The sequence below is a fragment of the Streptomyces sp. NPDC017246 genome (assembly GCF_044331325.1).
In the GTDB taxonomy this organism is placed as follows: domain Bacteria; phylum Actinomycetota; class Actinomycetes; order Streptomycetales; family Streptomycetaceae; genus Streptomyces.
Window position 1 is genome coordinate 258,476 of the sequence record NZ_JBIRMW010000009.1, and the last position, 25,648, is coordinate 284,123.

The 25,648-nt window shown below is 72.7% G+C and carries 23 protein-coding genes; 17 read left to right on the plus strand and 6 right to left on the minus strand.

Annotated features, from left to right (window positions below; translation table 11 throughout):
* Window positions 1–72 precede the first annotated feature (72 nt).
* From pheS to ACH4MY_RS22655, 5 genes are all read left to right on the plus strand, one after another.
* A complete protein-coding gene (gene pheS / locus ACH4MY_RS22635; protein ID WP_398005523.1) occupies window positions 73–1,200 on the plus strand; it encodes a phenylalanine--tRNA ligase subunit alpha in 1,128 nt (375 codons plus the stop codon).
* Window positions 1,200–3,728, plus strand: coding sequence for a phenylalanine--tRNA ligase subunit beta (pheT, locus tag ACH4MY_RS22640; RefSeq protein ID WP_398005524.1), 2,529 nt, complete (start codon window positions 1,200–1,202; stop codon window positions 3,726–3,728). Before pheS ends, pheT begins: the two co-directional genes overlap by 1 nt.
* A gap of 294 nt (window positions 3,729–4,022) precedes the next feature.
* Window positions 4,023–5,090 (plus strand): PP2C family protein-serine/threonine phosphatase, encoded by a 1,068-nt coding sequence (locus ACH4MY_RS22645; protein WP_398005525.1) that lies wholly within the window; start codon window positions 4,023–4,025, stop codon window positions 5,088–5,090.
* 341 nt (window positions 5,091–5,431) lie between these two features.
* Complete coding sequence (locus ACH4MY_RS22650; RefSeq protein ID WP_398005526.1) at window positions 5,432–6,772, plus strand: transcriptional regulator; 1,341 nt, start codon at window positions 5,432–5,434, stop codon at window positions 6,770–6,772.
* A gap of 62 nt (window positions 6,773–6,834) precedes the next feature.
* Window positions 6,835–7,365: an NUDIX hydrolase gene (locus tag ACH4MY_RS22655; RefSeq protein ID WP_398005527.1), complete on the plus strand. Its 531-nt coding sequence runs from the start codon at window positions 6,835–6,837 to the stop codon at window positions 7,363–7,365.
* Between the two features lie 165 nt (window positions 7,366–7,530).
* Here the strand turns inward: ACH4MY_RS22655 and ACH4MY_RS22660 are convergent, their stop codons facing one another.
* Entirely contained in the window at window positions 7,531–8,391 is an 861-nt protein-coding gene (locus ACH4MY_RS22660) for a 3-hydroxybutyryl-CoA dehydrogenase (RefSeq protein ID WP_189832407.1), read from the minus strand.
* Window positions 8,392–8,561: 170 nt separating this feature from the next.
* Here ACH4MY_RS22660 and ACH4MY_RS22665 point away from each other — a divergent pair, with 170 nt between their 5' ends.
* The gene (locus tag ACH4MY_RS22665) at window positions 8,562–9,836 is read left to right on the plus strand and encodes a glycoside hydrolase family 10 protein (RefSeq protein ID WP_398005528.1); all 1,275 of its coding nucleotides are present in this window, start codon (window positions 8,562–8,564) and stop codon (window positions 9,834–9,836) included.
* A gap of 17 nt (window positions 9,837–9,853) precedes the next feature.
* Here ACH4MY_RS22665 and ACH4MY_RS22670 read toward each other — a convergent pair whose 3' ends face one another.
* Both ACH4MY_RS22670 and ACH4MY_RS22675 read right to left on the minus strand, forming a co-directional pair.
* Complete coding sequence (locus ACH4MY_RS22670; RefSeq protein WP_189832405.1) at window positions 9,854–10,057, minus strand: DUF1918 domain-containing protein; 204 nt, start codon at window positions 10,055–10,057, stop codon at window positions 9,854–9,856.
* Window positions 10,058–10,140: 83 nt separating this feature from the next.
* On the minus strand, window positions 10,141–11,232 hold the full coding sequence (locus ACH4MY_RS22675) for a DMT family transporter (RefSeq protein WP_398005529.1): 1,092 nt from the start codon (window positions 11,230–11,232) through the stop codon (window positions 10,141–10,143).
* On the opposite strand from ACH4MY_RS22675, the gene ACH4MY_RS22680 reads away from it, so the two are divergent.
* The 4 genes from ACH4MY_RS22680 to ACH4MY_RS22695 all read left to right on the plus strand — a co-directional run bounded on the left by ACH4MY_RS22680 (window position 11,231) and on the right by ACH4MY_RS22695 (window position 15,318).
* Window positions 11,231–12,667: a PLP-dependent aminotransferase family protein gene (locus tag ACH4MY_RS22680; protein WP_398005530.1), complete on the plus strand. Its 1,437-nt coding sequence runs from the start codon at window positions 11,231–11,233 to the stop codon at window positions 12,665–12,667. The genes ACH4MY_RS22675 and ACH4MY_RS22680 overlap by 2 nt on opposite strands.
* Window positions 12,668–12,779: 112 nt before the next feature.
* Entirely contained in the window at window positions 12,780–13,232 is a 453-nt protein-coding gene (locus ACH4MY_RS22685; protein WP_398005531.1) for a GNAT family N-acetyltransferase, read from the plus strand.
* Between the two features lie 69 nt (window positions 13,233–13,301).
* A complete protein-coding gene (locus ACH4MY_RS22690; RefSeq protein ID WP_398005600.1) occupies window positions 13,302–13,877 on the plus strand; it encodes a histidine phosphatase family protein in 576 nt (191 codons plus the stop codon).
* Between the two features lie 277 nt (window positions 13,878–14,154).
* Complete coding sequence (locus ACH4MY_RS22695) at window positions 14,155–15,318, plus strand: methyltransferase (protein ID WP_398005532.1); 1,164 nt, start codon at window positions 14,155–14,157, stop codon at window positions 15,316–15,318.
* Window positions 15,319–15,377: 59 nt separating this feature from the next.
* Here ACH4MY_RS22695 and ACH4MY_RS22700 read toward each other — a convergent pair whose 3' ends face one another.
* On the minus strand, window positions 15,378–15,686 hold the full coding sequence (locus ACH4MY_RS22700; protein ID WP_398005533.1) for a VOC family protein: 309 nt from the start codon (window positions 15,684–15,686) through the stop codon (window positions 15,378–15,380).
* Between the two features lie 85 nt (window positions 15,687–15,771).
* Between ACH4MY_RS22700 and ACH4MY_RS22705 the strand changes: the two genes are divergently transcribed.
* Both ACH4MY_RS22705 and ACH4MY_RS22710 read left to right on the plus strand, forming a co-directional pair.
* Entirely contained in the window at window positions 15,772–16,791 is a 1,020-nt protein-coding gene (locus ACH4MY_RS22705) for an MDR family NADP-dependent oxidoreductase (protein WP_398005534.1), read from the plus strand.
* A 70-nt stretch (window positions 16,792–16,861) separates the two neighbouring features.
* A complete protein-coding gene (locus ACH4MY_RS22710) occupies window positions 16,862–17,281 on the plus strand; it encodes a MerR family transcriptional regulator (RefSeq protein WP_398005535.1) in 420 nt (139 codons plus the stop codon).
* A gap of 64 nt (window positions 17,282–17,345) precedes the next feature.
* Here the strand turns inward: ACH4MY_RS22710 and ACH4MY_RS22715 are convergent, their stop codons facing one another.
* Both ACH4MY_RS22715 and argG read right to left on the minus strand, forming a co-directional pair.
* Complete coding sequence (locus tag ACH4MY_RS22715) at window positions 17,346–18,215, minus strand: RNA polymerase sigma factor (RefSeq protein WP_398005536.1); 870 nt, start codon at window positions 18,213–18,215, stop codon at window positions 17,346–17,348.
* A gap of 278 nt (window positions 18,216–18,493) precedes the next feature.
* Window positions 18,494–19,948 (minus strand): argininosuccinate synthase, encoded by a 1,455-nt coding sequence (gene argG / locus ACH4MY_RS22720; protein ID WP_398005537.1) that lies wholly within the window; start codon window positions 19,946–19,948, stop codon window positions 18,494–18,496.
* Between the two features lie 433 nt (window positions 19,949–20,381).
* On the opposite strand from argG, the gene ACH4MY_RS22725 reads away from it, so the two are divergent.
* The 5 genes from ACH4MY_RS22725 (at window position 20,382) to ACH4MY_RS22745 (ending at window position 25,643) form a co-directional block, all read left to right on the plus strand.
* On the plus strand, window positions 20,382–21,122 hold the full coding sequence (locus ACH4MY_RS22725) for a DUF6193 family natural product biosynthesis protein (RefSeq protein WP_398005538.1): 741 nt from the start codon (window positions 20,382–20,384) through the stop codon (window positions 21,120–21,122).
* Between the two features lie 171 nt (window positions 21,123–21,293).
* Window positions 21,294–22,322 carry an N-acetyl-gamma-glutamyl-phosphate reductase gene (gene argC / locus ACH4MY_RS22730; protein ID WP_398005539.1) on the plus strand — a complete coding sequence of 343 codons (1,029 nt, stop codon included), beginning with the start codon at window positions 21,294–21,296 and terminating at the stop codon, window positions 22,320–22,322.
* On the plus strand, window positions 22,319–23,485 hold the full coding sequence (gene argJ / locus ACH4MY_RS22735; protein ID WP_398005540.1) for a bifunctional glutamate N-acetyltransferase/amino-acid acetyltransferase ArgJ: 1,167 nt from the start codon (window positions 22,319–22,321) through the stop codon (window positions 23,483–23,485). Before argC ends, argJ begins: the two co-directional genes overlap by 4 nt.
* Window positions 23,482–24,429 (plus strand): acetylglutamate kinase, encoded by a 948-nt coding sequence (gene argB, locus ACH4MY_RS22740; RefSeq protein WP_398005541.1) that lies wholly within the window; start codon window positions 23,482–23,484, stop codon window positions 24,427–24,429. The genes argJ and argB overlap by 4 nt, the downstream gene beginning before the upstream one ends.
* The gene (locus ACH4MY_RS22745; RefSeq protein WP_398005542.1) at window positions 24,429–25,643 is read left to right on the plus strand and encodes an acetylornithine transaminase; all 1,215 of its coding nucleotides are present in this window, start codon (window positions 24,429–24,431) and stop codon (window positions 25,641–25,643) included. The genes argB and ACH4MY_RS22745 overlap by 1 nt, the downstream gene beginning before the upstream one ends.
* Window positions 25,644–25,648: the final 5 nt, after the last annotated feature.

Consider the following 25,648-nt stretch of genomic DNA (forward strand, 5'->3'; position numbering starts at 1 on the left):
CGTCCTTTGGCACGTTTGCGCCCTTGACGTCGAGCGGGGCCGCCCAGCCAGCCAACGGAAGCACGGGAAGAGATGTCCGCACCCAATAAGTCGTACGACCCGGTTGAGGTCGAGGCACTGAAACCGGAAGAGATCGAGCGCATGCGGGACGAGGCGCTCGCCGCCTTCGCCGCCGCGGGCGACCTCGACGCGCTCGCACACGCGAAGACCGCGCACACCGGTGGCACCTCGCCGCTGGCGCTCGCCAACCGGGAGATCGGTGCCCTGCCGCCGCAGGCCAAGGCAGCCGCCGGAAAGATCGTGGGCCAGGCCCGCGGCATCGTCTCCAAGGCGCTGGCCGGTCGCCAGACCGAGCTCGAGGCCGAGCGTGACGCCCGCGTCCTCGTCGAGGAGGCCGTCGACGTCACCCTGCCGTACGACCGCGTCCCCGCCGGTGCCCGCCACCCGCTGACCACCCTCATGGAGCGCGTCTCCGACGTCTTCGTCTCCATGGGGTACGAGGTCGCCGAGGGCCCCGAGGTCGAGGCGGAGTGGTTCAACTTCGACGCCCTCAACTTCGTCCCGGACCACCCGGCGCGCCAGATGCAGGACACCTTCTTCGTCGAGGGGCCGGAAGGCACCACCGGCGACGAGTCCGGTGTCGTGCTGCGGACGCACACCTCGCCGGTCCAGGCCCGCACGCTCATCGACCGGGAGCCCCCGGTCTACGTCGTGTGCCCCGGCCGCGTCTACCGCACCGACGAGCTCGACGCCACGCACACCCCGGTCTTCCACCAGATCGAGCTGCTCGCCGTCGACGAGGGTCTGACCATGGCCGACCTCAAGGGCACCCTGGACCACATGGTCCAGGCGCTCTTCGGCCCGGACATGAAGACCCGGCTGCGCCCGAACTTCTTCCCCTTCACCGAGCCGTCCGCCGAGATGGACATGCTCTGCTACGTCTGTCGCGGCGAGTCCGTCGGCAACCCGGACCGCCCCTGCCGCACCTGCGGCAGCGAGGGCTGGATCGAGCTGGGCGGCTGCGGCATGGTCAACCCGAAGGTGCTCGTCGCCTGCGGTGTGGACCCCGAGAAGTACAGCGGATTCGCCTTCGGGTTCGGCATCGAGCGGATGCTGATGTTCCGCCACAACGTCGACGACATGCGAAACATGGTCGAGGGTGACGTCCGGTTCACCCGGCCGTTCGGGATGGAGATCTGATGCGGGTCCCGCTTTCTTGGCTGCGGGAGTACGTCGACCTGCCGGCGACGGAGACCGGCCGCGACGTCCAGGCCAAGCTCATTTCGGCAGGCCTCGAGGTCGAGACCGTCGAGCGGCTCGGCGCCGGTCTCACCGGTCCGCTGGTGGTCGGCAAGGTCCTCACCATCGAGGAGCTGACGGAGTTCAAGAAGCCCATCCGCTTCTGCACCGTCGATGTCGGCCAGGCCAACGGCACCGGCGAGCCCCAGGAGATCATCTGCGGCGCCCGGAACTTCGCCGCGGGCGACAAGGTCGTCGTGGCCCTGCCCGGCGCCGTGCTCCCCGGAGACTTCCGGATCGCCGAGCGCAAGACGTACGGCCGGGTCTCCCGGGGCATGATCTGCTCCGGCGACGAGCTCGGCATGGGCGACGACGGCACGCACGGCATCATCGTGCTGCCGCCCGAGCTCGAGATCGGCATCGACGCCACGAAGCTCCTGGAGCTGTACGACGAGGTCCTCGACATCGCCGTCACCCCGGACCGCGGCTACTGCCTCTCGATGCGCGGTGTCGCCCGCGAGGCCGCCACCGCCTACGGTCTGCCGCTGCGCGACCCGGCGCTCCTCGACGTGCCCGCGCCCAACTCGTACGGCCACCCGGTCCGGATCACCGACCCGATCGGCTGCGACCGCTTCACCGCGCGCACCGTCGTCGGTCTGGAGCCCGAGGCCCGGTCCCCGATCTGGCTGCGCCGCCGCCTCCAGAAGGCCGGCATGCGCCCGATCTCGCTCGCCGTCGACGTCACCAACTACGTGATGCTCGAGCTCGGCCAGCCGCTGCACGCCTACGACCGCAGCCGTCTCGACGGCCCCATCGGCGTGCGTCGCGCCGAGGCCGGCGAGAAGATCACCACCCTTGACGGGACCGCGCGCGTCCTGGACGCCGCGGACCTGGTCATCACCGACAACCGCGGCCCGATCGGGATCGCCGGTGTCATGGGCGGCGCCCACACGGAGATCGCCGACCCCGAGACCGACCCGGAGACCGGTGTCGTGACCGGCACCTCCGAGGTCGTCATCGAGGCCGCGCACTTCGACGCGATCTCGATCGCCCGTACCGCGCGCCGCCACAAGCTGTCCTCCGAGGCGTCCAAGCGCTTCGAGCGCGGTGTCGACCCGCAGGCCGCGGCCGCCGCCGCGCAGCGCTGCGTCGACCTGCTCGTGCTGCTCGCGGGCGGTACGGCCGAGGCCGGCGTCACCGAGGTCAGCGCCCCGTCCGCGCCGCGCACGATCACCCTGCCGGCGAACCACCCGGACAAGGTCGCGGGCGTCGACTACGGCCGTGAGACCGTCGTCCGCCGCCTCCAGGAGGTCGGCTGCGACGTCTACGGCCAGGACGAGCTCGTCGTCACCGTGCCGTCGTGGCGCCCCGACCTCAACGAGCCGAACGACCTCGCCGAAGAGGTCATCCGTCTGGAGGGCTACGAGAACCTGCCCTCCACGCTGCCGAAGCCCCCGGCCGGCCGCGGGCTCACCGAGCGCCAGCGCGTCCACCGCCGGGTGGGCCGCGCGCTGGCCGGCGCCGGCTACGTCGAGGCGCTGAACTACCCGTTCATCGGCGAGCAGGCTCTCGACAACCTCGGCCTCGACGCGGACGACGCCCGTCGTCGGCTCGTGAAGCTGGTCAACCCGCTCTCGGACGAGGAGCCCGCGCTCCGTACGACGCTGCTCCCGGGCCTGCTCGGCGCGCTCCGCCGGAACGACAGCCGCGGCAGCCACGACCTGGCGCTCTTCGAGACCGGTCTGGTCTTCCGGCCGGAGGGACAGCCCGGCATCGCCGTCCGGCTGCCCGTCGACCGCCGCCCCTCCGACGAGGAGATCGCCGGGGTCAACGCCGTGCTGCCCGCGCAGCCGCGCCGCGCCGCCGTCGTCCTGGCCGGTGCGCGCGAGCAGGCCGGCTGGTGGGGCAAGGGCCACCCGTCCGACTGGGCGGACGCGATCGAGGCCGGCCGCACGGTGGCCGCCGAGGCAGGGGTCGAGCTGCTCATCAGCGCCGACCAGCACGCCCCGTGGCACCCGGGCCGCTGCGCCGCGTTCCACGTCGAGGTGGACGGCGAGAAGGTCCTCGTCGGCCACGCCGGCGAGCTCCACCCGCGCGTGGTGAAGGCGTTCGGCCTCCCGGCCCGCGCCTGCGCGATGGAGATCGACCTGGACCTGCTGGAGAAGGCGAACGAGGGTCCTGTGAAGGCCCCCCGGATCTCCTCCTTCCCGGTCGCCACCCAGGACGTGGCCCTGGTCGTCGCCGCCGACGTCCCGGCCGCCGACGTCCAGGCCGCCCTCAGCGAGGGCGCGGGTGAACTCCTTGAGTCGGTCCGGCTGTTCGACGTCTACACCGGCGACCAGCTCGGCGAGGGCACCAAGTCCCTGGCCTACGCCCTGAAGTTCCGCGCCGAGGACCGCACGCTCACCGTCGACGAGGCCACCGCGGCCCGCGACGCGGCGGTGGCCCTGGCGTCCGAGCGCACGGGCGCGGTCCTGCGCGGCGCCTGAGCGCCGCAGCGGATCAGCAGCACACCAGGAGGGCCGCCCCGGGGATTCCCCGGGGCGGCCCTCCGCCGTTTCCGGACCCCGAAGTGCCGCATACGAGAGCGGAATTCGGCCACGCGTGCGCGTGGCGGAGGGTCGGCGTGGGGTGGCGTGGTGGGGGTGCTCACTCCTTCGGGTGAGATCGTCGGGGGGTGTTCCCCGGTGGCCCGTACGGTCGGCAGAATCGACGCGGCCGCAGGGGCGGACCTGTGAGCCGCAGGGCCTTGGGGCGCTGTCGGGGCTCGGGAAGGGCCGTGCATGATCCGTACGAGGTCGTTGGTCTCCGATGGCTCCCGGCTCCGCCGGCTGGCCCCGCTCGCTCTTCCCGCCGTGTGGGGTGCGGTGGCCGTGGCATGGAAGTTCGGCTGTCCGCTGGCCCGGCAGCCGGGTCTGCCGATGCGGATCGCCACGAGTGTCGTCTTCCTCACCGTCGGGACCGGTCTGGTCCTCGGTCTGCGGCGCGGTCTCGCGCGGGAGCTGGCGCGGGTGCGGGCCGTCGCGGTCGCCACCCAGCGGGTGCTGCTGCGCCCGCCGCCCGCCCGTCTGGACGGACTCACGCTGGCCGCCGGGCAGTTGTCGGCCTCCCGGGGCGCCTCCGTCGGCGGGGATCTGTACGAAGCGGTGGCCACGCCCTACGGGGTGCGGATCGTCATCGGGGATGTCCGGGGTCATGGTCTCGCCGCGCTCGGCGCTGTGGTGGCCGTGCTCGGCAGTTTCCGTGAGGCCGCCCACGACGAGGCCGAACTCGGCGGGGTGCTGCGGCGCCTCGAACGGGCCCTGGAGCGGCATCTGCGGGAGCGGGCGCGGGACGAGCATCCGGCGCGGGCGGGGTCCGATCCCGTGCATCCGGCGGCGGAGGAGTTCGTGACGCTGCTGCTGATCGAGGTCCGGTCCGACGGGCGGCTCGCGGTGCTCAACTGCGGTCACCCCGGCCCGTACCACCTGGGCCCGACGGTGGCGCGGCTCCCGGTCGGCGACCCGCTTCCCCCGCTCGGTGTGCTTCCGCTGCCGGCGGTCCTCGCGCCGTACACGGCGGCCCGGCTGCAGCCCGGCGAGACGCTGGTGCTGCACACCGACGGTGCGGAGGAGGCCCGCGACCACCGGGGCCGGTTCTTCGCGCTGGACACCGCGCTGGCCGGGATGCCGGGCGAGGCGCCCGCCGTGCTGGTCCGCCGGGTTCACACGGCGCTGCTGCACCACACGGGCGGCCGGCTCACCGACGACGTCGCCCTGCTCGTCGTACGCAACGACCGTGTCCGGGTGCCGGCGCAGCCCGCCGAACCCGGGCTGCGCCGCCCCCGGCCCGCCCCCTCCTCCCACTGCTGAGCGGAGGGGGCCTGGGCCGGCGACGCCCGCCCCGCCACGGAGTGTCGGGCAGATCAGCGGGGCGGGCGTCGCGGACCGGGCGGCCGCACTGTTTGAGGGGGGAGCCGGCGGCCCGGTCGTCGCCTTGCGGCGAGAAGCACAGTCAAGCGGTACGGGGACGAGCGCGGCAGAGCACGCGGACCGGAAGAACGAGTACTTCATTCACACCCCGTGCGAAATCGCCCCCCGTCCGGCCGGAGGTGTCGTGCGGGCCGTCAACCCGAAGGGAGTCCTCCGCGCTGGTTCGTCCCGTATGAATTCGGCCACCGCTACGCTGAGTTCACCGAGCGACCGGAGCGGCCATGCAGCCCAATACCCTGCTCGACGCCCTGCTCGACGAAGCGGGTGTCTCGAACGCCGGCCTCGCCGCCCATGTGAACCGGGCCGGCCGGGCCAGGGGTCTCGCCCTGCGCTACGAACACACCGCCGTGGCGCGCTGGTTGAAGGGTCAGCGGCCCCGAGGCCAGGTGCCCGACCTGATCTGTGAGGTGCTCGCCGCGCGGCTGCGCCGGCAGGTGACGCTGGACGACATCGGTTTCGGGGTGCCGGGCGGGCCGCTGCCCACGGTCGGTTCGCCGCTCTCCGGGTTCGTGGAGCGGGCGGCGGCGCTGTGGCGTTCCGACGAGCAGCAGCGTCCGCACATAGTCGCCGCCCCCGCCGTGACCGGAACGCCGGCGGTGATGCCCGTATGGGAGTGGGAGAACCCGCCGGAGGACGTCGATGTCTCCCGGGTCGGGCGGACGTCGGTCTCGGCGGCCGACATCACCGTGCTGAGCGCCGCCCGGTCGCACTACGAGCAGATGTACCGCAAGGCCGGGGGCATCGCGACCCGGGCCCGGATCGTCGGCTTCCTCACCACCGAGACCGCGCCGCTGCTGCGGGGCTCGTACAACGACGCCCTGGGGCGGCGGCTGCACCGCGCCACCGGCGGACTGGTGGCGGTGGCGGGCATCTGCGCGTACGACGCCGACGCGCACGGACTCGCCCAGCGCTACTTCCACCAGGCGCTGCGGCTCGCGAAGGCGAGCGGGGACCGGGGGCTCGGCGCCTATGTGATCGCGCTCCTCGTCAACCAGTCGCTGTTCATGGGGGAGTACCGGCAGGCGGTCGCGTTCGCTGAGGCGGCGCTGCGGACGGCGGGGCGGCAGATCACTCCGGCGCTGGCCGCCGATCTGACGGCGATGCAGGCGAAGGCGTACGCGCATCTGGGCGACGGGGTGGCCGCGTTGGCCTGTATCCGGCGGGCCGAGGCGGCGGCGGAGCGGATCAGTCCGGGGGAGGAGCCGGCCGAGACGGGCTATGTCCAGCCGGGGTTCGTCAACGTCCAGGTCGCCGAGGCCCTGCTCGGTCTGGGTGATCTGGCGGCGGCGCACGAGCACGCGTCGATGGCGGTGGGGACGCCCTCGCACGACCGGGGCCGGGTGCACCGGCTCGCCATGCTGTGCCAGATCGAGTTGCGGCAGGGAGAGGCCGACCGGGCGGCGCGTACGGCTGTCGAGATGACCGAGCGGGCGCGGGGGATGGAGTCGCGCCGGCTGCGGGACCGGCTGCGGCAGGTGCGGGAGCATCTCCTCGCGAGCGGCGGGGGCGATGCCCGGGAGGCGGCGGCTCTCATCGACGGGGCGCTACGCGTTCCCCTGTGAGAAACGAACTGCTGCGATATTGCCACCAATCAAGCACCGACCAGTCGGAAGGTGGCAAGAACGTGCAGTGGACGAAACTGAGCGAACGCTCTGTCTATGAGAATCGCTGGTTCCGGGTGAACCTCGCGGACGTCGAACTCCCGGACGGCCGCCGCCTCGACCACTATCTGATCCGGCTCCGTCCGGTCGCGGTCGCGACCGCGGTCAACGAGGCCGACGAAGTTCTGATGCTCTGGCGCCATCGCTTCATCACCGACAGCTGGGGCTGGGAGCTGGCCGCCGGTGTCGTCGAGGACGGCGAGGACATCGAGTCCGCCGCCGCGCGCGAGATGGAGGAGGAGACCGGCTGGCGGCCGGGGCCGCTGCGCCATCTCCTCACCGTCGAGCCGTCCAACGGCCTCACCGACGCCCGCCACCACCTCTACTGGGCGGAGCGGGCCACGTACACCGGACCGCCCGAGGACGCCTTCGAGTCCTCGCGGCGGGCCTGGGTCCCGCTGAAACAGGTCCCCGACATGATCGCCCGGGGCGAGATCCCGGCCGCGAACATGGCCGCCGGGCTGCTGATGCTCCACCATCTGCGCCTCGGCTGAGACGCGGTCCTCGCCCCGAGGTGTGACACCGGCCGCGCCTCGGCGTACGGCTGCGGCCGTGCCTCGGAGTACGGCTTCGGCCGCGCCTCGGGGCCGGCGGGAAAGCCGGACGGCCCGTACCTGTGCGTGTGTACGGGCCGTCCGGTGTTCGGGGGTGGAGCCGGATCAGGGGTACGGGTAGAAGCCCGAGCCCGTCTTCCGGCCCAGCCGGCCCGCGTCCACCATGCGCTGGAGCAGCGGGGGAGCGGCGTACAGCGGCTCCTTGAACTCGGCGTACATCGAGTCGGCGATCGAGGCGATCGTGTCCAGACCGATGAGGTCCGAGAGCTTCAGCGGGCCCATCGGGTGGGCGCAGCCGAACTCCATGCCGTTGTCGATGTCGTCACGGCTCGCGATGCCCGACTCGAACATCCGGATCGCGGAGAGCAGGTACGGCACGAGCAGGGCGTTGACCACGAAGCCGGAACGGTCCTGGGCGCGGATCGCGTGCTTGCCGAGGGCCTTCTCCGCGAAGGCCTGCGCACGGCTGATCGTTCCCTCGGAGGTGGTGAGGGCCGGGATCAGCTCGACGAGCTTCTGCACCGGGGCCGGGTTGAAGAAGTGGATGCCGATGACCTGGTCCGGGCGGGAGGTCGCCACGGCCAGCTTCACCAGCGGGATCGAGGAGGTGTTCGAGGCCAGGATGGCGTCCGGGCGGGTCATCACCTGGTCGAGGACCTGGAAGATCTCCGTCTTGACCTGCTCGTTCTCCACGACCGCCTCGATGACGAGGTCGCGGTCGGCGAATTCGCCCAGGTCGGTGGTGAAGCTGAGGCGGGCGAGCGTCGCGTCCCGCTCCTCCTCGCTGATCTTGCCGCGTTCGGCGGCCTTCGCCAGCGAGTTGTAGAGCCGTGTGCGGCCGATCTCCAGCGCCTCGCCGGTGGTCTCGGCGACCTTCACCTCAAGGCCGCTCCGGGCACACACCTCTGCGATGCCCGCGCCCATCTGGCCGCAGCCCACCACTCCGACGCGCTCAATGTCGGCCATGGAGTCCGTCACCTCGTGCCTTTCGCTCTTCTCTGGCGGCGGGGGCCCGTGTGATTCCGGTGTGTCCGCCTCGACCCCACGACGTTACCGCTCATTAACCGATGATCGATCGCCCGGGCCGGGCATGCTGTCCGGGTGCGTGTGACGTATCCGACACAGGAGGGGTACAAGTGCGGCCTATCGGCAGAAGAGGATTCGTCACGGGGGCCACGGGAGCGGTGCTCGCTGTGACGGGATCGGGATCGGGGTCGGGGCCGGGAGGGGGAGCGGGCCCGGGCTCGGCGCCGGAGGCGGGGGCGGGTGGGGGTGCGCGGACCCGGCGCGCGTTCCGCGGCATGTGGATCGCGACCGTCGCCAACCGCGACTGGCCCTCCCGTGGAGGCTTGACCGCGGAGGAGCAGCGCGCCGAGCTCCTCGTCCATCTGGACACCGCCGTCGAGCGCCGGCTCAACACGGTGGTCCTCCAGGTCCGGCCGACCGCCGACGCGCTCTGGCCCTCCCCGTACGAGCCGTGGGCGCAGTACCTCACCGGGACGCAGGGCCGCGACCCCGGCTGGGACCCGCTGGGCACGGCCGTCGACGAGGCCCACGCACGGGGCCTGGAACTGCACGCCTGGTTCAACCCGTACCGAGTGGCGAATCACACCGACCCGACCCGGCTGGTCGAGGACCATCCGGCCCGGCTCCGCCCCGAGTGGGTGCTGCCCTACGGCGGGAAGCTCTACTACAACCCGGGACTGCCCGAGGTCCGGCGCTTCACGCAGGACGCGATGCTGGACGCCGTGCGGCGCTACGACATCGACGCCGTGCACTGGGACGACTACTTCTACCCGTACCCGGTGGCCGGACAGGTCTTCGCCGACGACGAGGCGTACGCGCGGTACGGCGGGGACTTCCCCGACAAGGCCTCCTGGCGACGGAACAACACCGATCTGCTGGTCTCGGAGACCGCCGCCCGGATCAAGGGCATCAAACGGCACGTGGCCTTCGGCGTCAGCCCCTTCGGGGTCTGGCGGAACATCGCCACCGACCCGGAGGGCTCGGACACCCGCGCCGGTGTCCAGACCTACGACGACCTGTACGCCGACACCCGGAAGTGGATCCGGGAGGGGTGGGTCGACCACGTCGTCCCACAGCTGTACTGGAACGTCGGCCTGCCGGTCGCCGACTACGCCAAGCTGCTGCCCTGGTGGGACGCGGTGGTACGGGGCACCGGCGTCGGCCTCTACATCGGCGAGGCGCTCTACAAGGCGGGCGACCCCGCCCAGCCCGCGGCCTGGCGGGACCCCGGGGAGCTGTCACGCCACCTGGAACTGGCCGCCGCGTACCCGACCGTCGGCGGCCACTGCTTCTTCTCCGCGAAGGAGGTCGCGGCGGACCCGATCGGGGCGATGACCACCGTGGTGGCCGATCACTACCCGACCAGGGTCCGTCCGCCGCGCTAGGCGCCTGTTGTCGGGGCTCAGCTCGCACCTGCCTCGGGATGATGGCGTACGACGGTGTCGGGGCCCGGCGACATCAGGGCCTCGTGACCGTCGTCGTCGAACTTCACGCGATACGGGGGGGTGCCGTTCTCCCCCAGTACCTGAAGGACCTCGGCCGTACGGTCGTGATGACCGACGGTCCGGCCGTGCACCAGCAGTTTGTCGCCCACGTTCGCCTGCATCGGGGTGGCCTCCTCGCGACCGGGCTTGTGATGTTCGCGGCCTATGTCTGCCATTGTGACGTGGGTCACCCCGATCCGTCGCGTCAGCTCTTCGCCCGCTGGGTCACGGCGATGCAGACGAGGACCGCCACCGCCGCGATCGGGGCCGCGAGCGGCAGGGTCTCGCCGAGCAGGACGACCGACCAGAAGAGGGTGAGCAGCGGCTGCGCGAGCTGGAGCTGGCTGGCCTTCGGGATGCCGATCGCCGCCATGCCCCGGTACCAGACGTACAGGCCGAAGAACGTGGAGCCGGCGGCGACCCAGACCAGGCCGATGACGCCGTGGGCGTTCAGATGGACCGGCTCCACGGCGAGCGCCACGGCGGAACCGACCGCCATCAGCGGCAGGCAGAGGATCAGGGCCCAGCCGATGACCTGCCAGCCCGGCATGAGGCGCGCGAGCCGCCCGCCCTCGGTGTACCCGGCCGCGCACACCAGGAGCGCGCCGAAGAGGTACAGATCGCCCTGGGAGACCGCGCCGCCGCTCTGCTGGAGCGTGAACGCGATCACCACGACCGCGCCCGACACGGCCGCGAACCAGAAGGTGCGGGACGGGCGCCGGCCGGTCCGCACCGCGGCGAAGGTCGCCGTGGTGAGCGGCAGCAGACCGACGACGACGGCGGCGTGCGAGGTGGTGGAGGTCTGCAGGGCCAGGGTCGTCAGGAGCGGGAAGCCGATGACGACTCCGCCGGCGACCACCGCGAGACCCGCCCAGTGGCGCTTCTCGGGCAGCGGCACGCGGCCCACGAGGAGGAACGCACCGGCGATGAGCGCGGCGAGGGTGGAGCGCACGGCCACCAGCGACCAGGGGCCGAAGCTCTCCAGGCCCCAGACGGTCGACGGGAAGGTGAGCGAGAAGGCGACCACGCCGAGGGCGGCGAGGAGGGTGCCGCGGGGGAGCGGGTCGGTACGGCTGCCGCTCGTGTCGGCCGGGGTGGCCACGGCGGTCGCGGCGGTCGTGTCGACCGCGGCGGTCCCGTCGGCCGGGAGCGTGGCGCTCCGGGCGGTGACGTCCCCGGTGCGGACGCCTCCCGTGGGCGCGCTTCCGGCACGGACCCTTCCGTGGCCGGCGCCGCTGTCGCCAGAGGCGGTGACCGCTATCGTCGTGGTGGCAGTAGCGCTATCCTGTGCTCTCATGAACGAGCGTAGCAGTGTCGCGGAACTGGCGCATTCCTTGCGGGCCGAGCTGAACCGCTACTCGCCCGGTGGAAAGCTGCCGTCGAGTCGCACACTCGTCGAGCGCTATCGGGTCTCCCCGGTGACCGTCACCCGAGCCCTCGCCCAGCTCGCCGCCGAAGGGCTCGTGGTCACCCGTCCCGGGGCCGGCGCCTTCCGCGCGGAGCCCCGTGCCGCCACCCCCGCCACCGGGGACACCTCCTGGCAGGAGGTCGCCCTCAGCGCCGACACCGCCACCGAACTCGTCCCCCGGGCCGTCGACGCCTCGGGCGTCCTCGTCACCCTCTCCGCGCCGCCGCCGGGCGTGATCGAGTTCAACGGCGGCTACCTCCACCCCTCCCTCCAGCCGGAGCGGGCGCTCGCCGCCGCCCTGGCCCGCGCCGGGCGCCGCCCCGGCGCGTGGGGCAGGCCGCCCACCGACGGGCTGCCCGAGCTGCGCGAGTGGTTCGCCCGCGAGATCGGCGGCAGCGTCACCGCGGCCGATCTCCTCATCACCGCCGGCGGCCAGTCCGCCATCACCACCGCCCTGCGCGCCCTCGGCCCGCCCGGCACGCCCGTCCTCGTCGAGTCGCCCACCTACCCGGGCATGCTCGCGGTCGCCCGCGCCGCGGGCCTCCGCCCCGTCCCCGTCCCCGCCGACGCCGACGGGGTCCGCCTCGAGCTCCTGGAAGCCGCGTTCCGCGCCACCGGCGCGCGCGTCTTCGTCTGCCAGCCGCTCTTCCAGAACCCGACCGGCGCGGTCCTGGCGCCCGAGCGGCGCCGAGAGGTCGTCCGTATCGCCCGCGCGGCCGGAGCCTTCGTCGTCGAGGACGACTTCGCCCGCCGCCTCGTCCACGAGGACGCGCCGCCGCTCCCCGCCCCGCTCGCCGCCGAGGATCCCGACGGGGTCGTCGTCCATGTCTGCTCGCTCACCAAGGCCACCTCGCCCAGCCTGCGGGTCGGCGCCCTCGCCGCCCGCGGTCCGGTCCTGGAGCGGCTGCGCGCGATCCAGGTCGTCGACAGCTTCTTCGTTCCCCGGCCCCTCCAGGAGGCCGCCCTCGAACTCGTCGGCTCGCCCGCGTGGCACCGCCATCTGCGGGCCGTCGCCCAGGAGCTCAAGAGCCGTCGGGACCTGCTGACCGGCGCCGTCGCCCACCACCTGCCCATGCTCGCCCTGCCCCACGTGCCCTACGGCGGCTACCACCTCTGGCTCCGGCTCCCCGACGGCGTCCCCGAGGCCGCGCTCCTCGCCACCGCCCTGCGGACCGGCGTGGCCGCCGCTCCCGGCCGCCCCTACTTCTGCGCCGAGCCGCCGGCCGGGCACATCCGGCTGAGTTTCGCGGGTGTCGCGGGCCCCACGGAGATCGTGGAGGGGGTGCGCCGCCTGCGAACGGCGATCGACGAGCTCACCGCCTGAGCGCGAGACGCGGGCCGCATGGGGAGCGCTCCCGCTCCCCACCCGCCGCCGCCGGACTCCCGGCCCGGCAAATTCGCCTGACAAGCCCCGCTGTCACTGGAAGCCTTCGGTCATGAGCGAGAGCACGACCAGCGACACGTCCGTCATGCACGGGGCGTACGAGATCTCAGCCGACGCCGCCCGGATCGACGCCGCCCGCGTCCATCACTGGCTGTCCACGGACAGCTACTGGGCCCTCGGCCGACCTCGGGAGAAGCAGGACAGCGCCATCGCGGGGTCACTCAACCTCGGCGCCTACCACCGCGAGACCGGCGAGATGGCCGCCTACGCGCGCGTCGTCACCGACTACGCCACCTTCGCCTGGCTCTGCGACGTCTACGTCGACCGTCCGGCGCGCGGTACCGGCCTCGGGACCGCACTCGTCACCGCGGTCCGCGACCACCTCGCGCCGTACGGGCTGCGCCGCGTCATGCTCGCCACCGCCGACGCGCACGGTGTGTACGAGAAGGTCGGTTTCACGCCACTACAGAATCCGGACAAGTGGATGGCTCTCGGGCAGCAGTGAGCCGGAGCCCCTCGGGTCCCGGGGAATCACCCCTTGACCTGCGGAGCCTTCGGCCTCACGATCGCGGCCATGGGTCTTCGGGTGACGCTCGTCACGGCGGCACGCAGCTCCTCCCTGCTCGCCGAACGCTTCGACGACGACCGGCCGCTCGACGAGGCCGGCTGGTACGAGGTGCAGCAGGCCGCGCCCGCGCTCATCCCGCTCGGCGCGGCCGAACTGCGCTACTGCTCGCCGACCCCGCGCAGCCGCGCCACCGGCACCGCCCTCGGCTACGCGCCCCTCGCCCAGCCCGCGCTCCGCGACTGCGACATGGGCCGCTGGCGCGGCCTGACCCTCGCCGAAGTCGCCGCCCTCGAACCCGCGGCCGTCGACGCCTGGCTCACCGACGCCCGCACCGCCCCGCACGGCGGTGAACCGCTCCTCGCCTTCATCACCCGAATAGGGAACTGGCTCGACACCCGCCCCGCCGACGACGGCGCCATCGTCGCCGTCGCCGAACCCTCCGTCGTACGGGCCGCCCTGGTGTACGCCCTGAAGGCACCGCCCGCCACGTACTGGAACGTCGACGTCCGCCCCCTCTCCACCGTCACTCTCACCGGCCGCCCCGGCCTCTGGCACCTCCAGCTCGACACCGCCCTCCGCTGAACGACTCCTCCGGCGGTGCGCGTGCGCTCGTACGCCCCACCCGCTCCTCACGTTCGCCGCGGAGCGTCGTCGAGGCCGGGGGTACGGACCCGGCGACGTTACGGAGGGCGGCCGAGCTCACCCCGACGACCGCCGCCCCGGCCGTCGGCCCCCCGCTTTCCCTCGGCCCGGGACGTCCCCGGCCTCCTCGCCGTGCTCCGGGACGGACTCGCCACAGCCGCCGGCGAACACGTCGCGGGAGGAGAGGATGCCCGCGACCGGCTAGCCTGAGAGCACGATGAACCGTTTGACCACGTCATGGGGCGCCTTCACGCTGACCCGCCATCCCGAGGACCCGCGCGATCAGCTGCGCGCCTGGGACGCGTCCGACGAGTACCTCCTGAGCCATCTGGCCGAGAGCGGTACCGACCTGTCCGGCACCGTCGCCGTCCTCGGCGACCGCTGGGGAGCCCTCGTCACCGCACTCCAGGCCGCCGGTCCCGGCGAGCTCGTCCAGATCTCCGACTCGTATCTCGGCCGGCAGGCCACGCGCGCCAACCTCGCGCGCGCCGGTGCCGCCCCGGACGCCGTCCGGCTGCTGACCACCCAGGACCCGCCGCCCGGGCGGATCGACGTCCTCCTCGTCCGGGTCCCCAAGAGCCTCGCGCTCCTGGAGGACCAGCTGCACCGGCTCGCGCCCGCGGTCCACGAGGGCACGGTCGTCGTCGGCGCCGGCATGGTCAAGGAGATCCACACCTCCACCCTCCGGCTCTTCGAGCGAATCCTGGGACCCACCCGGACCTCGCTCGCGGTGAAGAAGGCGCGGCTGATCCACACCACGCCCGACCCCGCCACCACCCCGCGTCCGAACCCCTGGCCGCACCGGTACGACCTCCCCGCGGACACCCCCGCGCCCGGTCTCCCCGGACTGACCGTCACCAACCACGCCGGCGTCTTCTGCGCCGACCGTCTCGACGTCGGCACCCGCTTCCTCCTCGCGAACCTGCCCGGCGGCTTCGGCCGGGCCCGCGTCGCCGACCTCGGCTGCGGCAACGGCGTGGTCGGCCTCGCCATCGCCCTCTCCGAGCCCGACGCGGAGCTGGTCTTCACCGACGAGTCCTACCAGGCCGTCGCCTCGGCCGAGGAGAACTTCCGCACCCACGTGGGCGAGGGACGCAAGGCCGAGTTCATCGTCGGCGACGGGCTCTCCGACCTGCCCGCCGGTTCGGTGGACCTGGTCCTCAACAACCCGCCGTTCCACACCCACCAGGCCACCACCGACCGCACGGCCCGCCGTATGTTCACCGACGCCCGGCGCGCGCTGCGGCCCGGCGGGGAACTGTGGGTCATCGGCAACCGGCACCTCGGCTACCACGTCACCCTCCGCCGGATCTTCGGCAACAGCGAACTGGTCGCGAGCGACCCGAAGTTCGTGGTGCTGCGGGCGGTGCGCACGGCCTAGGCGCCGAGCGGGACAGAGGACGGGCGGGCCGGAGAGGAATCTCCGGCCCCGCCCCCGCTTCATATCTCCCAGGTGCGGGAACACAGGACGAGCTGGTACCCGTCCGGATCGGTCACCGTGACGCCGTACTCGTCCCAGTACGGATTGTGCGCGGCCACCCGCGTCCCTCCGGCGGCGAGCAGCCGCTCCACCTGCTCCTCCTCGACGGGTGACCCGAGGTAGACGACGAACAGGTCCTCCACGGTGGCAGCCGGCTCCACCGGATGCTCGGGATCACGGGTCAGCTCGAAATGCCAGCTGCCGTCCGCGGGTCCGACCATGAGCAGGTCGTGCTTGCCGGACACCCGCTCGGTGGTCCGCCACCGCACCTCCAGCCCCGCGGTCTTGACCCTGACGCACGGGTCAGGGTTTACGGTCCGGCCGACCTGATCACCCCGCCTCCTGGAGCGTCCCATGGCCACCCACCGCGAGATCCGGCTGCGCGACCGACCCGTGCGCGGACTCCCCGGACCCGAGCACCTCGACCTCGTCCGCACGGCGGTGCCCGTGCCCGCGCCCGGTGAAGTCCTCGTCAGGAACCGCTGGTTCGCCGTCTCCGCCGCGCTGCGCACTCTCATCGGCGGCGGGGTCGAAGGGGCTCACTTCCCGTCCGTCGAGCCGGGCGACCCGCTCTTCGGCGCGGCCGTCGGCGAGGTCGTGTCGAGCACGCACGACGGTGGTCCTCGCCCCGGGGAGCTCGTCTCCCACTGGCAGGGCTGGCGGGAGTACGCGTGCGTACCGGTGGCCGCCTGCACGCCGCTCGGTGACACGCTGCCCGACCCCGTCGCCCATCTCTCCCAGGGGTGGACGGCGTACGCCGCCCTCACCAGGGGCGCGGAGGTGCGCCCGGGAGACACGGTCCTCGTGACCGGTGGGGCCGGCGCCGTCGGCACGATGGCCGGACAGATCGCCCGGCTCCTCGGCGCGGGCCGGGTGATCGGCAGCACCGGCTCACCGGCCAAGGCCGGGCGGCTCGTCTCCGAACTCGGCTACGACGCGGCCGTCGTCCGCGGCGCGGACCGCTCCTTCGCCGCCCAGCTCGCCGAGGCCGCGCCGGAGGGCCTCGACGTACTCCTCGACACCGTCGGCGGCGAGCAGTTGAGCGCGGCGGTGGCGGCGGCCCGCCCGGGGGCCCGCGGGGTACTCGTCGGCGCGCTCTCCGGACAGCTCGACCCCGAGGGAACCGGAGCCACCGCGCGCGTGGAGCTGGATTCGTACTCCCTCGTCCTCAAGCGGGTCTCGCTGCGCGGCTTCAGCCCGCTCGACCACCCGGGGACGGAGGGGGAGTGGCGGGCCCGCTTCGGCGAGTGGCTCCGTGCCGGGGCGATCACCTTCCCGCACGTGCGGGTGGCGGGCATGGAACGGGCCGCCGAGGCGTTGCGCGAGGTGATGGAGGGACGGCATCTCGGCGCGGTCGTGGTCGAGTTGACCTGAGGCTTCCGTCACCGGGGGCGGTCTCGGCATCCCCTCGGTGAGAGGGAAGGGGCGAGAGAGGGTGGGCGACATGCGGATCGGTGACGCGGCCGCGGCGGCGGGGACCACACCCCGCGCCCTGCGCTACTACGAGCAGCGCGGGCTCCTCCCGCCACCGGTCCGCACCCCGACCGGCCAGCGGCGCTACGGCCCGGACGACGTGGCACGCGTCCGGGTCGTGCGGGAACTCCTGGCCCTGGGGCTGACGATCGAGGACGTACGCGCGTGCGTGGACCGTCTGCCCCTTCTCGATGTCGCCGCGCTGCGCTCCCGCCAGGTCCCCGAGGGTGTCTGTGCGCAGGCGTCCCCGGTGGTGAGCCGCAGGATCGCGGCCCTCGACGAGGAGATCGCCCGCCTCACGCGCCTGCGCGAGGAACTGGCGTCCCGGGCCGCCCCACCGCCCGACACCCGGGCGGGTCAGCCGGCCACGTCTGCGAGCCCGACGGGTTGAGCGATGCGGAAGGAGACGCCGGACGCGGGAGCCGGGCTCACCCCGCTCCCGCGCCTTCACGCCTTCACCAGTCGGGAAAGGCCAGGTCCAGCGCACGTACCCGGTCTTCCCCGGTCGTGAGGGAGACCGTGACGATGCGGTCCCGGCGGAGGGTGAACGCCACCGCGGAGACCGGCCGGCCGTCCACGAAGGCGACCGCTCCTACGGCCCCGTCGACCAGCGCGGGCCGGGACACGTCCGCGAACCGTGCGAAGGCCGCCGCGCCCTCGGCGACGGCCGGGGCGCCGTGCACCGGGCCCCGTTCGGACCAGGCCATCACGTCCGGGTCGAGGACGGCCGCGAGCCCGCGGGCGTCACGCGCGCGTGCGGCTGCCAGGAACCGCTCCACCACCGCCCGCTGTCGCCCCACGTCGCCCGCGGTACGGTCCGCCCCGGCGCCCCGCATCCGCTCCCGGGCCCGCCGGGCGAGCCGGGCCACCTCCCCGGGGGAGCCGCCGACGATCCGCGCCGTCTCGTTCGTCGGCAGCCCGAACACGTCGTGGAGCACGAAGGCGAGCCGTTCCTCGGCACCGAGGGATTCCAGTACGAAGAACAGGGCGAGCCAGACGGACTCGATCCCGTCCCCGCCTGCCCGACCGTCCGCGCCACCGGCCGCCCCGCTGTCCGCCCCTGCCCTCCGGGCGGAGCGGTCCGGACCGGCCGGGTGACCCGCCTGTCGTTCCTGAAGCCCCCGCACGCACTCCTGCCCCACGAGCGCCGTGAGCCAGACCCGTACCGACGCCCCGTCGTGGCGCCCCAGTCCGGCCCGCACCGCGGCGAGCACGTCCTCGGCCGCGGCCCGCGACCCCGTCATCCGCAGGGCCACGCGCCGCAGCCGCTCCTCGTCGGCGTCGAAGCACCCGGTCAGCGCGGTCAGGAAGGTGTCGTCGTGCATGGCGCCTCACTCCTCGTCGGTTCCGTCACCGACTTGACGTGGGGGTCCACCGGGATGTGACAGAACCGGTCCCGCCCACCCGGACGTGCGCCCCGCCCACCCGGACAAGCGCCCCGGGGTACCCCTGACAAGCGCCCGGGGCACCCCGGACAACGTCCCCGGGACACCCCGGACATGCGCCCCGGGGCGCCCCGGAAAAACGGAAAGGCCGGCCTCGACGCGGGGGACGTCGAGCCGGCCTTCCGGGGGTGTCGAGCCAGTGGCTCGACGGGGAGGGGTCAGTCGGTGCCGAACTCCATGGCGGCGCGGTCCAGCATCTCCTCGTCGCCGGAGACCTCGCCACGGGAGGCGATGGCCTCGGCGCCGCCCTCGGGCAGCTCCGTCATGGTGCCGATCAGCCCGGTGGCGGCCGCCTGGGCGGCACCGATGGCGGGGTCGGAGGTGCCGATCAGGCCGAGGCCCGCGTACTGCTCCAGCTTGGCGCGCGAGTCGGCGATGTCGAGGTTGCGCATCGTGAGCTGGCCGATCCGGTCCACCGGGCCGAAGGCCGAGTCCTCGGTCCGCTCCATGGACAGCTTGTCCGGGTGGTAGCTGAACGCAGGCCCCGTCGTGTTGAGGATCGAGTAGTCCTCGCCGCGCCGCAGCCGCAGCGTGACCTCGCCGGTGACGGCCGTGCCGACCCAGCGCTGGAGCGACTCCCGGACCATCAGCGCCTGCGGGTCCAGCCAGCGGCCCTCGTACATCAGCCGGCCGAGGCGCCGGCCCTCGTTGTGGTACTGGGCGAGGGTGTCCTCGTTGTGGATCGCGTTGACCAGCCGCTCGTACGCCGCGTGCAGCAGGGCCATGCCGGGCGCCTCGTAGATGCCGCGGCTCTTGGCCTCGATGATCCGGTTCTCGATCTGGTCCGACATGCCCATGCCGTGGCGGCCGCCGATGGCGTTGGCCTCCATGACGAGGTCGACGGCGGAGGCGAACTCCTTGCCGTTGATGGACACCGGCCGGCCCTGGGCGAAGCCGATCGTGACGTCCTCGGTGTCGATCTCGACCGACGGGTCCCAGAACCGCACGCCCATGATCGGCTCGACGGTCTCCACGCCGGTGTCGAGGTGCTCCAGCGTCTTGGCCTCGTGGGTGGCGCCCCAGATGTTGGCGTCGGTGGAGTACGCCTTCTCGGTGCTGTCGCGGTACGGCAGGTCGTGGGAGACCAGCCATTCCGACATCTCCTTGCGGCCGCCGAGCTCCGTCACGAAGTCCGCGTCGAGCCAGGGCTTGTAGATCCGCAGGTGCGGGTTGGCGAGCAGACCGTAGCGGTAGAACCGCTCGATGTCGTTGCCCTTGAAGGTCGAGCCGTCGCCCCAGATCTGGACGTTGTCCTCGAGCATGGCCCGGACGAGGAGGGTGCCGGTGACGGCACGGCCGAGCGGCGTGGTGTTGAAGTAGGCGCGGCCGCCGGAGCGGATGTGGAACGCCCCGCAGGTGAGTGCGGCAAGACCCTCCTCGACCAGTGCCGCGCGGCAGTCGACCAGGCGCGCGATCTCGGCACCGTAGGTCTTGGCGCGGCCGGGCACCGAGGCGATGTCGGGCTCGTCGTACTGGCCGATGTCGGCGGTGTAGGTGCACGGGATGGCGCCCTTGTCGCGCATCCATGCGACCGCGACGGAGGTGTCGAGGCCGCCGGAGAAGGCGATGCCGACGCGCTCGCCGGCGGGCAGGGAGGTGAGGACCTTGGACATAGGAAGAGTATGCATCATCTCGCATGGTCATGCAAAGGGGTGCCGGTGGGCGAGTGTGGAACCGCCCCGTCCGGCACCCCGTACAGGCCCAGCATGCGCGGCCGCGGCGCCCGGCGCACCCGGTCGTGGACCGGGCCGCCTCGACCGCTCGCTTCGCGTGACCGCGGTCGTGTGCCGTACCTCCGGGCCCGCGTGGACGCCCGGTCCACGGCTCATCAAGTGATCCCGCGGTCCACCGAGTGGGCCAGGTGGCCGACGAGCGAGCCCGGGGTGTGACCGAGCATTCTGGTTGGCGGATCATGAGCAGAGCTGAGCGGTCCGACGTCCTGTACGGCCTGACCGGGTGCCATCGGCACCTTGATGGAGCCGCCCAGGCCTCTGGCGTGCCATCCGTTTGCCCTGGGCATCGGCGAATCGGGAACAATCAGGAGCCGTGCCTACACCTCCCGATCCCTCCGTCCTGTACCCCGACGTCGCGGCCTGCGGCAGCCTCGCCGCAGCGCTCCGGGCCGAGGCGGACGGCTGCCTCGGTGCCGTCCCCGTCACGTCCCCGGACTTCGCTCCGCTGCGCCACGCGGCCGTCGCGAGTTGCCTGCCGCACCGCGAGCCGCTGGCGATCAGCGCCTGGCCGCACGAACGGCGGTGGTCGATCCGCGGCGAGGAGGCGTTCCAGGGCATGCCCCTCATCGACGGCGGGACGGACGACCTGGTGGAGGTCGCCAGGGCCGCCCGAGCCTGGCACGACGGGGCGACTCTGGGTGACATCCGACAGGCGGCCCCCTTCGTGCACCTGACCGGCCGGTTCGAGGTGCCCGACAACGATCCCGCGCGCTTGACGGAATCCGAATGGCAGGGCATGCGCCAGGAGGCGGCCGAACTGGAATACGCCTGGCAGGAGACGTACCACAACCTGATCGAGGCAGCGCACGCCGAGCCGGCGCTGCGCACCCTCTACCCGTTCACAAGTCACTGGGCGCTGCGCTTCTCGACCACCACCCGCCCGGACCTGACCGTCGTCGGGCCATGTCTGAGCGCCAACAGCGACGGCACGTACGGAGTGGGTAGGGGCTTCATCAGCCAGGACCTTGGCCAATTCGCCACGGCGCGGGAGGCCGTGGCGGTGGCGGTGCGCCAACTGCCGTCCGGACTCGGCCCGACCGCGCTCGGCGGATGATCTCGCCTGGCCAACGGCGCGCTCGACGGCGCGACAGGGGGCTGCGCACCTACGTGGCGAACGGTGTCACCTGAGCCGCCGAGTCGCAGGACCTCCCGCAGCCCCTACCCGTCCTCGTTGCATAAAAGTGCGTCGACACGTATAGTCATGCCATCCATGAGGAGGGTTTCGATGACGGTACGAGTAGCAGTGGCGGGTGCGAGCGGATACGCGGGCGGAGAGCTCCTGCGCCTTCTCCTCGCCCACCCCCACGTGGAGATCGGCGCCCTGACCGGCCACTCCAACGCCGGCCAGCGGCTCGGGGCGCTCCAGCCCCACCTGCCGCCGCTCGCCGACCGCGTCCTCGTGCCCACCACCGCCGACGAGCTCGCCGGGCACGACGTGGTCTTCCTCGCGCTGCCGCACGGGCAGTCCGCCGCCGTCGCCGAGCAGCTCGGCCCGGACGTCCTCGTCGTCGACATGGGCGCGGACTTCCGGCTCAAGGAGCCCGCGGACTGGGAGACGTACTACGGCTCCCCGCACGCCGGCACCTGGCCGTACGGGCTCCCCGAACTGCCGGGCGCCCGCGCCGCGCTGGAGGGGTCCAAGCGTGTCGCGGTGCCCGGTTGCTACCCCACCGCCGTCTCGCTGGCGCTCTTCCCCGCGTACGCCGACGGGCTCGCTGAGCCCGAGGCCGTGATCGTCGCCGCCTCCGGCACCTCCGGCGCGGGAAAGGCGGCCAAGCCGCACCTCCTCGGCAGCGAGGTCATGGGCAGCATGTCCCCGTACGGCGTCGGCGGCGGCCACCGGCACACCCCCGAGATGATCCAGAACCTCAGCGGACCGGCGGGGGAGCGGGTCACCGTCTCCTTCACGCCGACCCTGGCGCCGATGCCACGCGGCATCCTCGCCACCTGCACCGCCACCGCGAAGCCGGGCGTCACCGCCGAGGCCGTACGGGCCGCCTACGAGAAGGCCTTCGCGGACGAGCCCTTCGTCCACCTGCTGCCCGAGGGGCAGTGGCCGGCGACGGCGTCCGTCTACGGTTCCAACGCCGTTCAGGTGCAGGTCGCGTACGACGCCGCGGCGAACCGCATCATCGCGATCAGCGCCATCGACAATCTCACCAAGGGCACCGCCGGTGGCGCGGTGCAGAGCATGAACATCGCCCTCGGGTTCCCCGAGAGCACCGGACTTTCCACGATTGGAGTGGCGCCGTGAGTGTCACCGCAGCGAAGGGATTCACGGCGGCGGGCATCGCCGCCGGGATCAAGCAGAACGGCAACCCGGACCTGGCCCTCGTGGTCAACACCGGGCCCCGCCGCGCCGCCGCGGGAGTCTTCACCTCCAACCGCGTCAAGGCCGCCCCCGTCGTCTGGTCCCAGCAGGTCCTCGCCGACGGCGAGCTGACCGCCGTCGTCCTCAACTCCGGCGGCGCCAACGCCTGCACCGGACCCCAGGGCTTCCAGGACACCCACGCCACCGCCGAGAAGGTCGCCGAGGTCCTGAGCGCCAAGGGCACGGACGTCGGCGCCGGCGAGGTCGCCGTCGCGTCCACCGGCCTCATCGGCCTCCTGCTCCCCATGGACAAGCTCCTCCCCGGCGTCGAGAAGGCCGCGGCCGAGCTCTCCGAGCACGGTGGCGAGAAGGCCGCCATCGCCATCAAGACCACCGACACCGTCCACAAGACCTCCGTGGTCACCAGGGACGGCTGGACGGTGGGCGGGATGGCCAAGGGCGCGGGCATGCTCGCCCCCGGGCTCGCCACCATGCTCGTCGTCCTCACCACCGACGCCGACGTCGACAGCGCGGGTCTGGACAGCGCGCTCCGGGGCGCCACCCGTGTCACCTTCGACCGGGTCGACTCCGACGGCTGCATGTCCACCAACGACACGGTGCTGCTGCTCGCCTCCGGCGCCTCCGGGACCGCTCCCGCGCAGGACGCGTTCACCGAGGCCGTGCGGGAGGTCTGCGACGACCTCGCCCGCCAGCTCATCGGCGACGCCGAGGGAGCCAGCAAGGACATCCGCATCGAGGTGATCAACGCGGCCACCGAGGACGACGCCGTCGAGGTGGGCCGGTCCATCGCCCGTAACAACCTCCTCAAGTGCGCCATCCACGGCGAGGACCCCAACTGGGGCCGGGTGCTCTCCGCCATCGGCACGACGGCGGCGGCCTTCGAGCCCGACGAGCTGAACGTCGCCATCAACGGCGTGTGGGTCTGCAAGAACGGCTCCGTCGGCGAGGACCGCGACCTGGTCGACATGCGCTACCGGGAGGTCACCGTCACCGCCGACCTCGCCGCCGGCACCGAGTCCGCCGTCATCTGGGCGAACGACCTCACGGCCGACTACGTCCACGAGAACAGCGCGTACTCGTCATGAGCGACCCCACGAGCGACCCCGAGAAGCCCGCGGCCTCGTCGGCCGAGAGCACGACCCGGAAACACACCGCCCTCCCCAAGGCGCAGATCCTCATCGAGGCCCTGCCCTGGCTCACACGGCACAACGGCAAGACGGTCGTCATCAAGTTCGGCGGCAACGCCATGATCGACGAGGACCTCAAGGCCGCCTTCGCCCAGGACGTCGTCTTCCTGCGCCAGGCCGGCCTCAAGCCGGTCGTCGTGCACGGCGGCGGCCCCCAGATCAGCGCCGCCCTCGACCGCCACGGCATCGTGAGCGAGTTCAAGGCGGGCCTGCGGGTCACCACCGAGGACGCCATGGACGTCGTACGGATGGTTCTCGCGGGCCAGGTCCAGCGCGAGCTCGTCGGGCTGCTCAACCAGCACGGCCCGCTCGCCGTCGGGCTCACCGGCGAGGACGCCCACACCATCACCGCCACCCGGCACCGGCCGGTCATCGCCGGCGAGCGGATCGACATCGGCCGGGTCGGTGAGATCACCGCCATCGACACCGGCGCCATCCAGGCGCTCCTGGAGGACGGCCGGATCCCGGTCATCTCCTCGATCGCCCGCTCCCAGGACGACGGACATGTCTACAACGTCAATGCTGATACGGCGGCTGCGGCACTCGCTGCGGCGCTGGGCGCCGAGACGCTGATGGTCCTGACCGACGTCGAGGGCCTCTACGAGGACTGGCCGCGCAGCGACGAGGTCATCAGCCGGCTCACCGCGAGCCAGCTGGAGAAGCTGCTGCCCGAGCTCTCCAGCGGCATGGTCCCCAAGATGGAGGGCTGCCTGCACGCCGTACGGAACGGGGTCACCACGGCCCGCGTGATCGACGGCCGGGTCCAGCACTCGATCCTGCTGGAGATCTTCACCGACGAGGGCATCGGCACGATGGTCGTGCCGGACGGACAGGGGGACTGATGAGCGACAGCGCGGAGCCCGGCAACGAGCAGCTGACCCGGCGGTGGCAGGGCTCGCTGATGAACAACTACGGCACCCCCCGGCTGCCCCTGGTCCGTGGTGAGGGCGCCAAGGTCTGGGACGCCGACGGCAAGGAGTACCTGGACTTCGTCGGCGGCATCGCCGTCAACGCGCTCGGGCACGGCCATCCGGCGATCGTCGAGGCCGTCACCCGGCAGATCCAGACCCTCGGCCATGTCTCCAACCTCTTCGTCGCCGAGCCGCCGGTCGCCCTCGCCGAGAGGCTCCTCGCCCTCTTCGGCCGGCCCGGCAAGGTCTTCTTCTGCAACTCCGGTGCCGAGGCCGTCGAAGGCGCCTTCAAGCTCGGCCGGCTCACCGGCCTCTCCCACATGGTCGCGACCCGGGGCGGTTTCCACGGCCGGACCATGGGCTCCCTCGCGCTCACCGGCCAGCCCGGCAAGCAGGACCCGTTCCTGCCGCTGCCCGGCGACGTCACCCACGTCCCGTACGGCGACGTCGACGCGCTGCGCGCCGCGGTCACCGAGGACACCGCCCTCGTGATCATCGAGCCGATCCAGGGCGAGAACGGTGTGGTCGTCCCGCCGCCCGGCTACCTCAAGGCGGCCCGGGAGATCACCCGCGCCACCGGCACCCTCCTCGTCCTCGACGAGGTGCAGACCGGCATCGGACGCTGCGGCCACTGGTTCGAGTACCAGGCCCACGAGGGCGTCGAGCCCGATGTCGTCACCCTCGCCAAGGGCCTCGGCGGCGGTCTCCCGATCGGCGCGACCGTCGCCTTCGGCCCGGCCGCGGAGCTCTTCGGGCCCGGTCACCACGGCACGACCTTCGGCGGCAACCCGGTCGCCTGCGCCGCCGGCCTCGCCGTCCTGGACACCCTCGGCGCCGACGCCGCCCTCGACCATGTGAAGGCCGTCGGGGAGCGGCTGCGGCAGGGAATCGAGGGTCTGGGGCACCCGCTGGTCTCCCACGTCCGTGGTGCGGGCCTCCTGCTGGGTATCGTGCTCACGGAGTCCCTCGCACCGCAGGTGCAGCAGGCGGCTCAGGACGCCGGCCTTCTGGTGAACGCGCCCGCCCCCGACGTCGTACGGATCATGCCTCCGCTGGTCCTCACCGACGCCGAGGCGGACGCCTTCCTCCAGGCGCTGCCGGGAGTCCTCGACGTGGCGAACGGGCAAGGACGAACCGGAGAATGAGACGA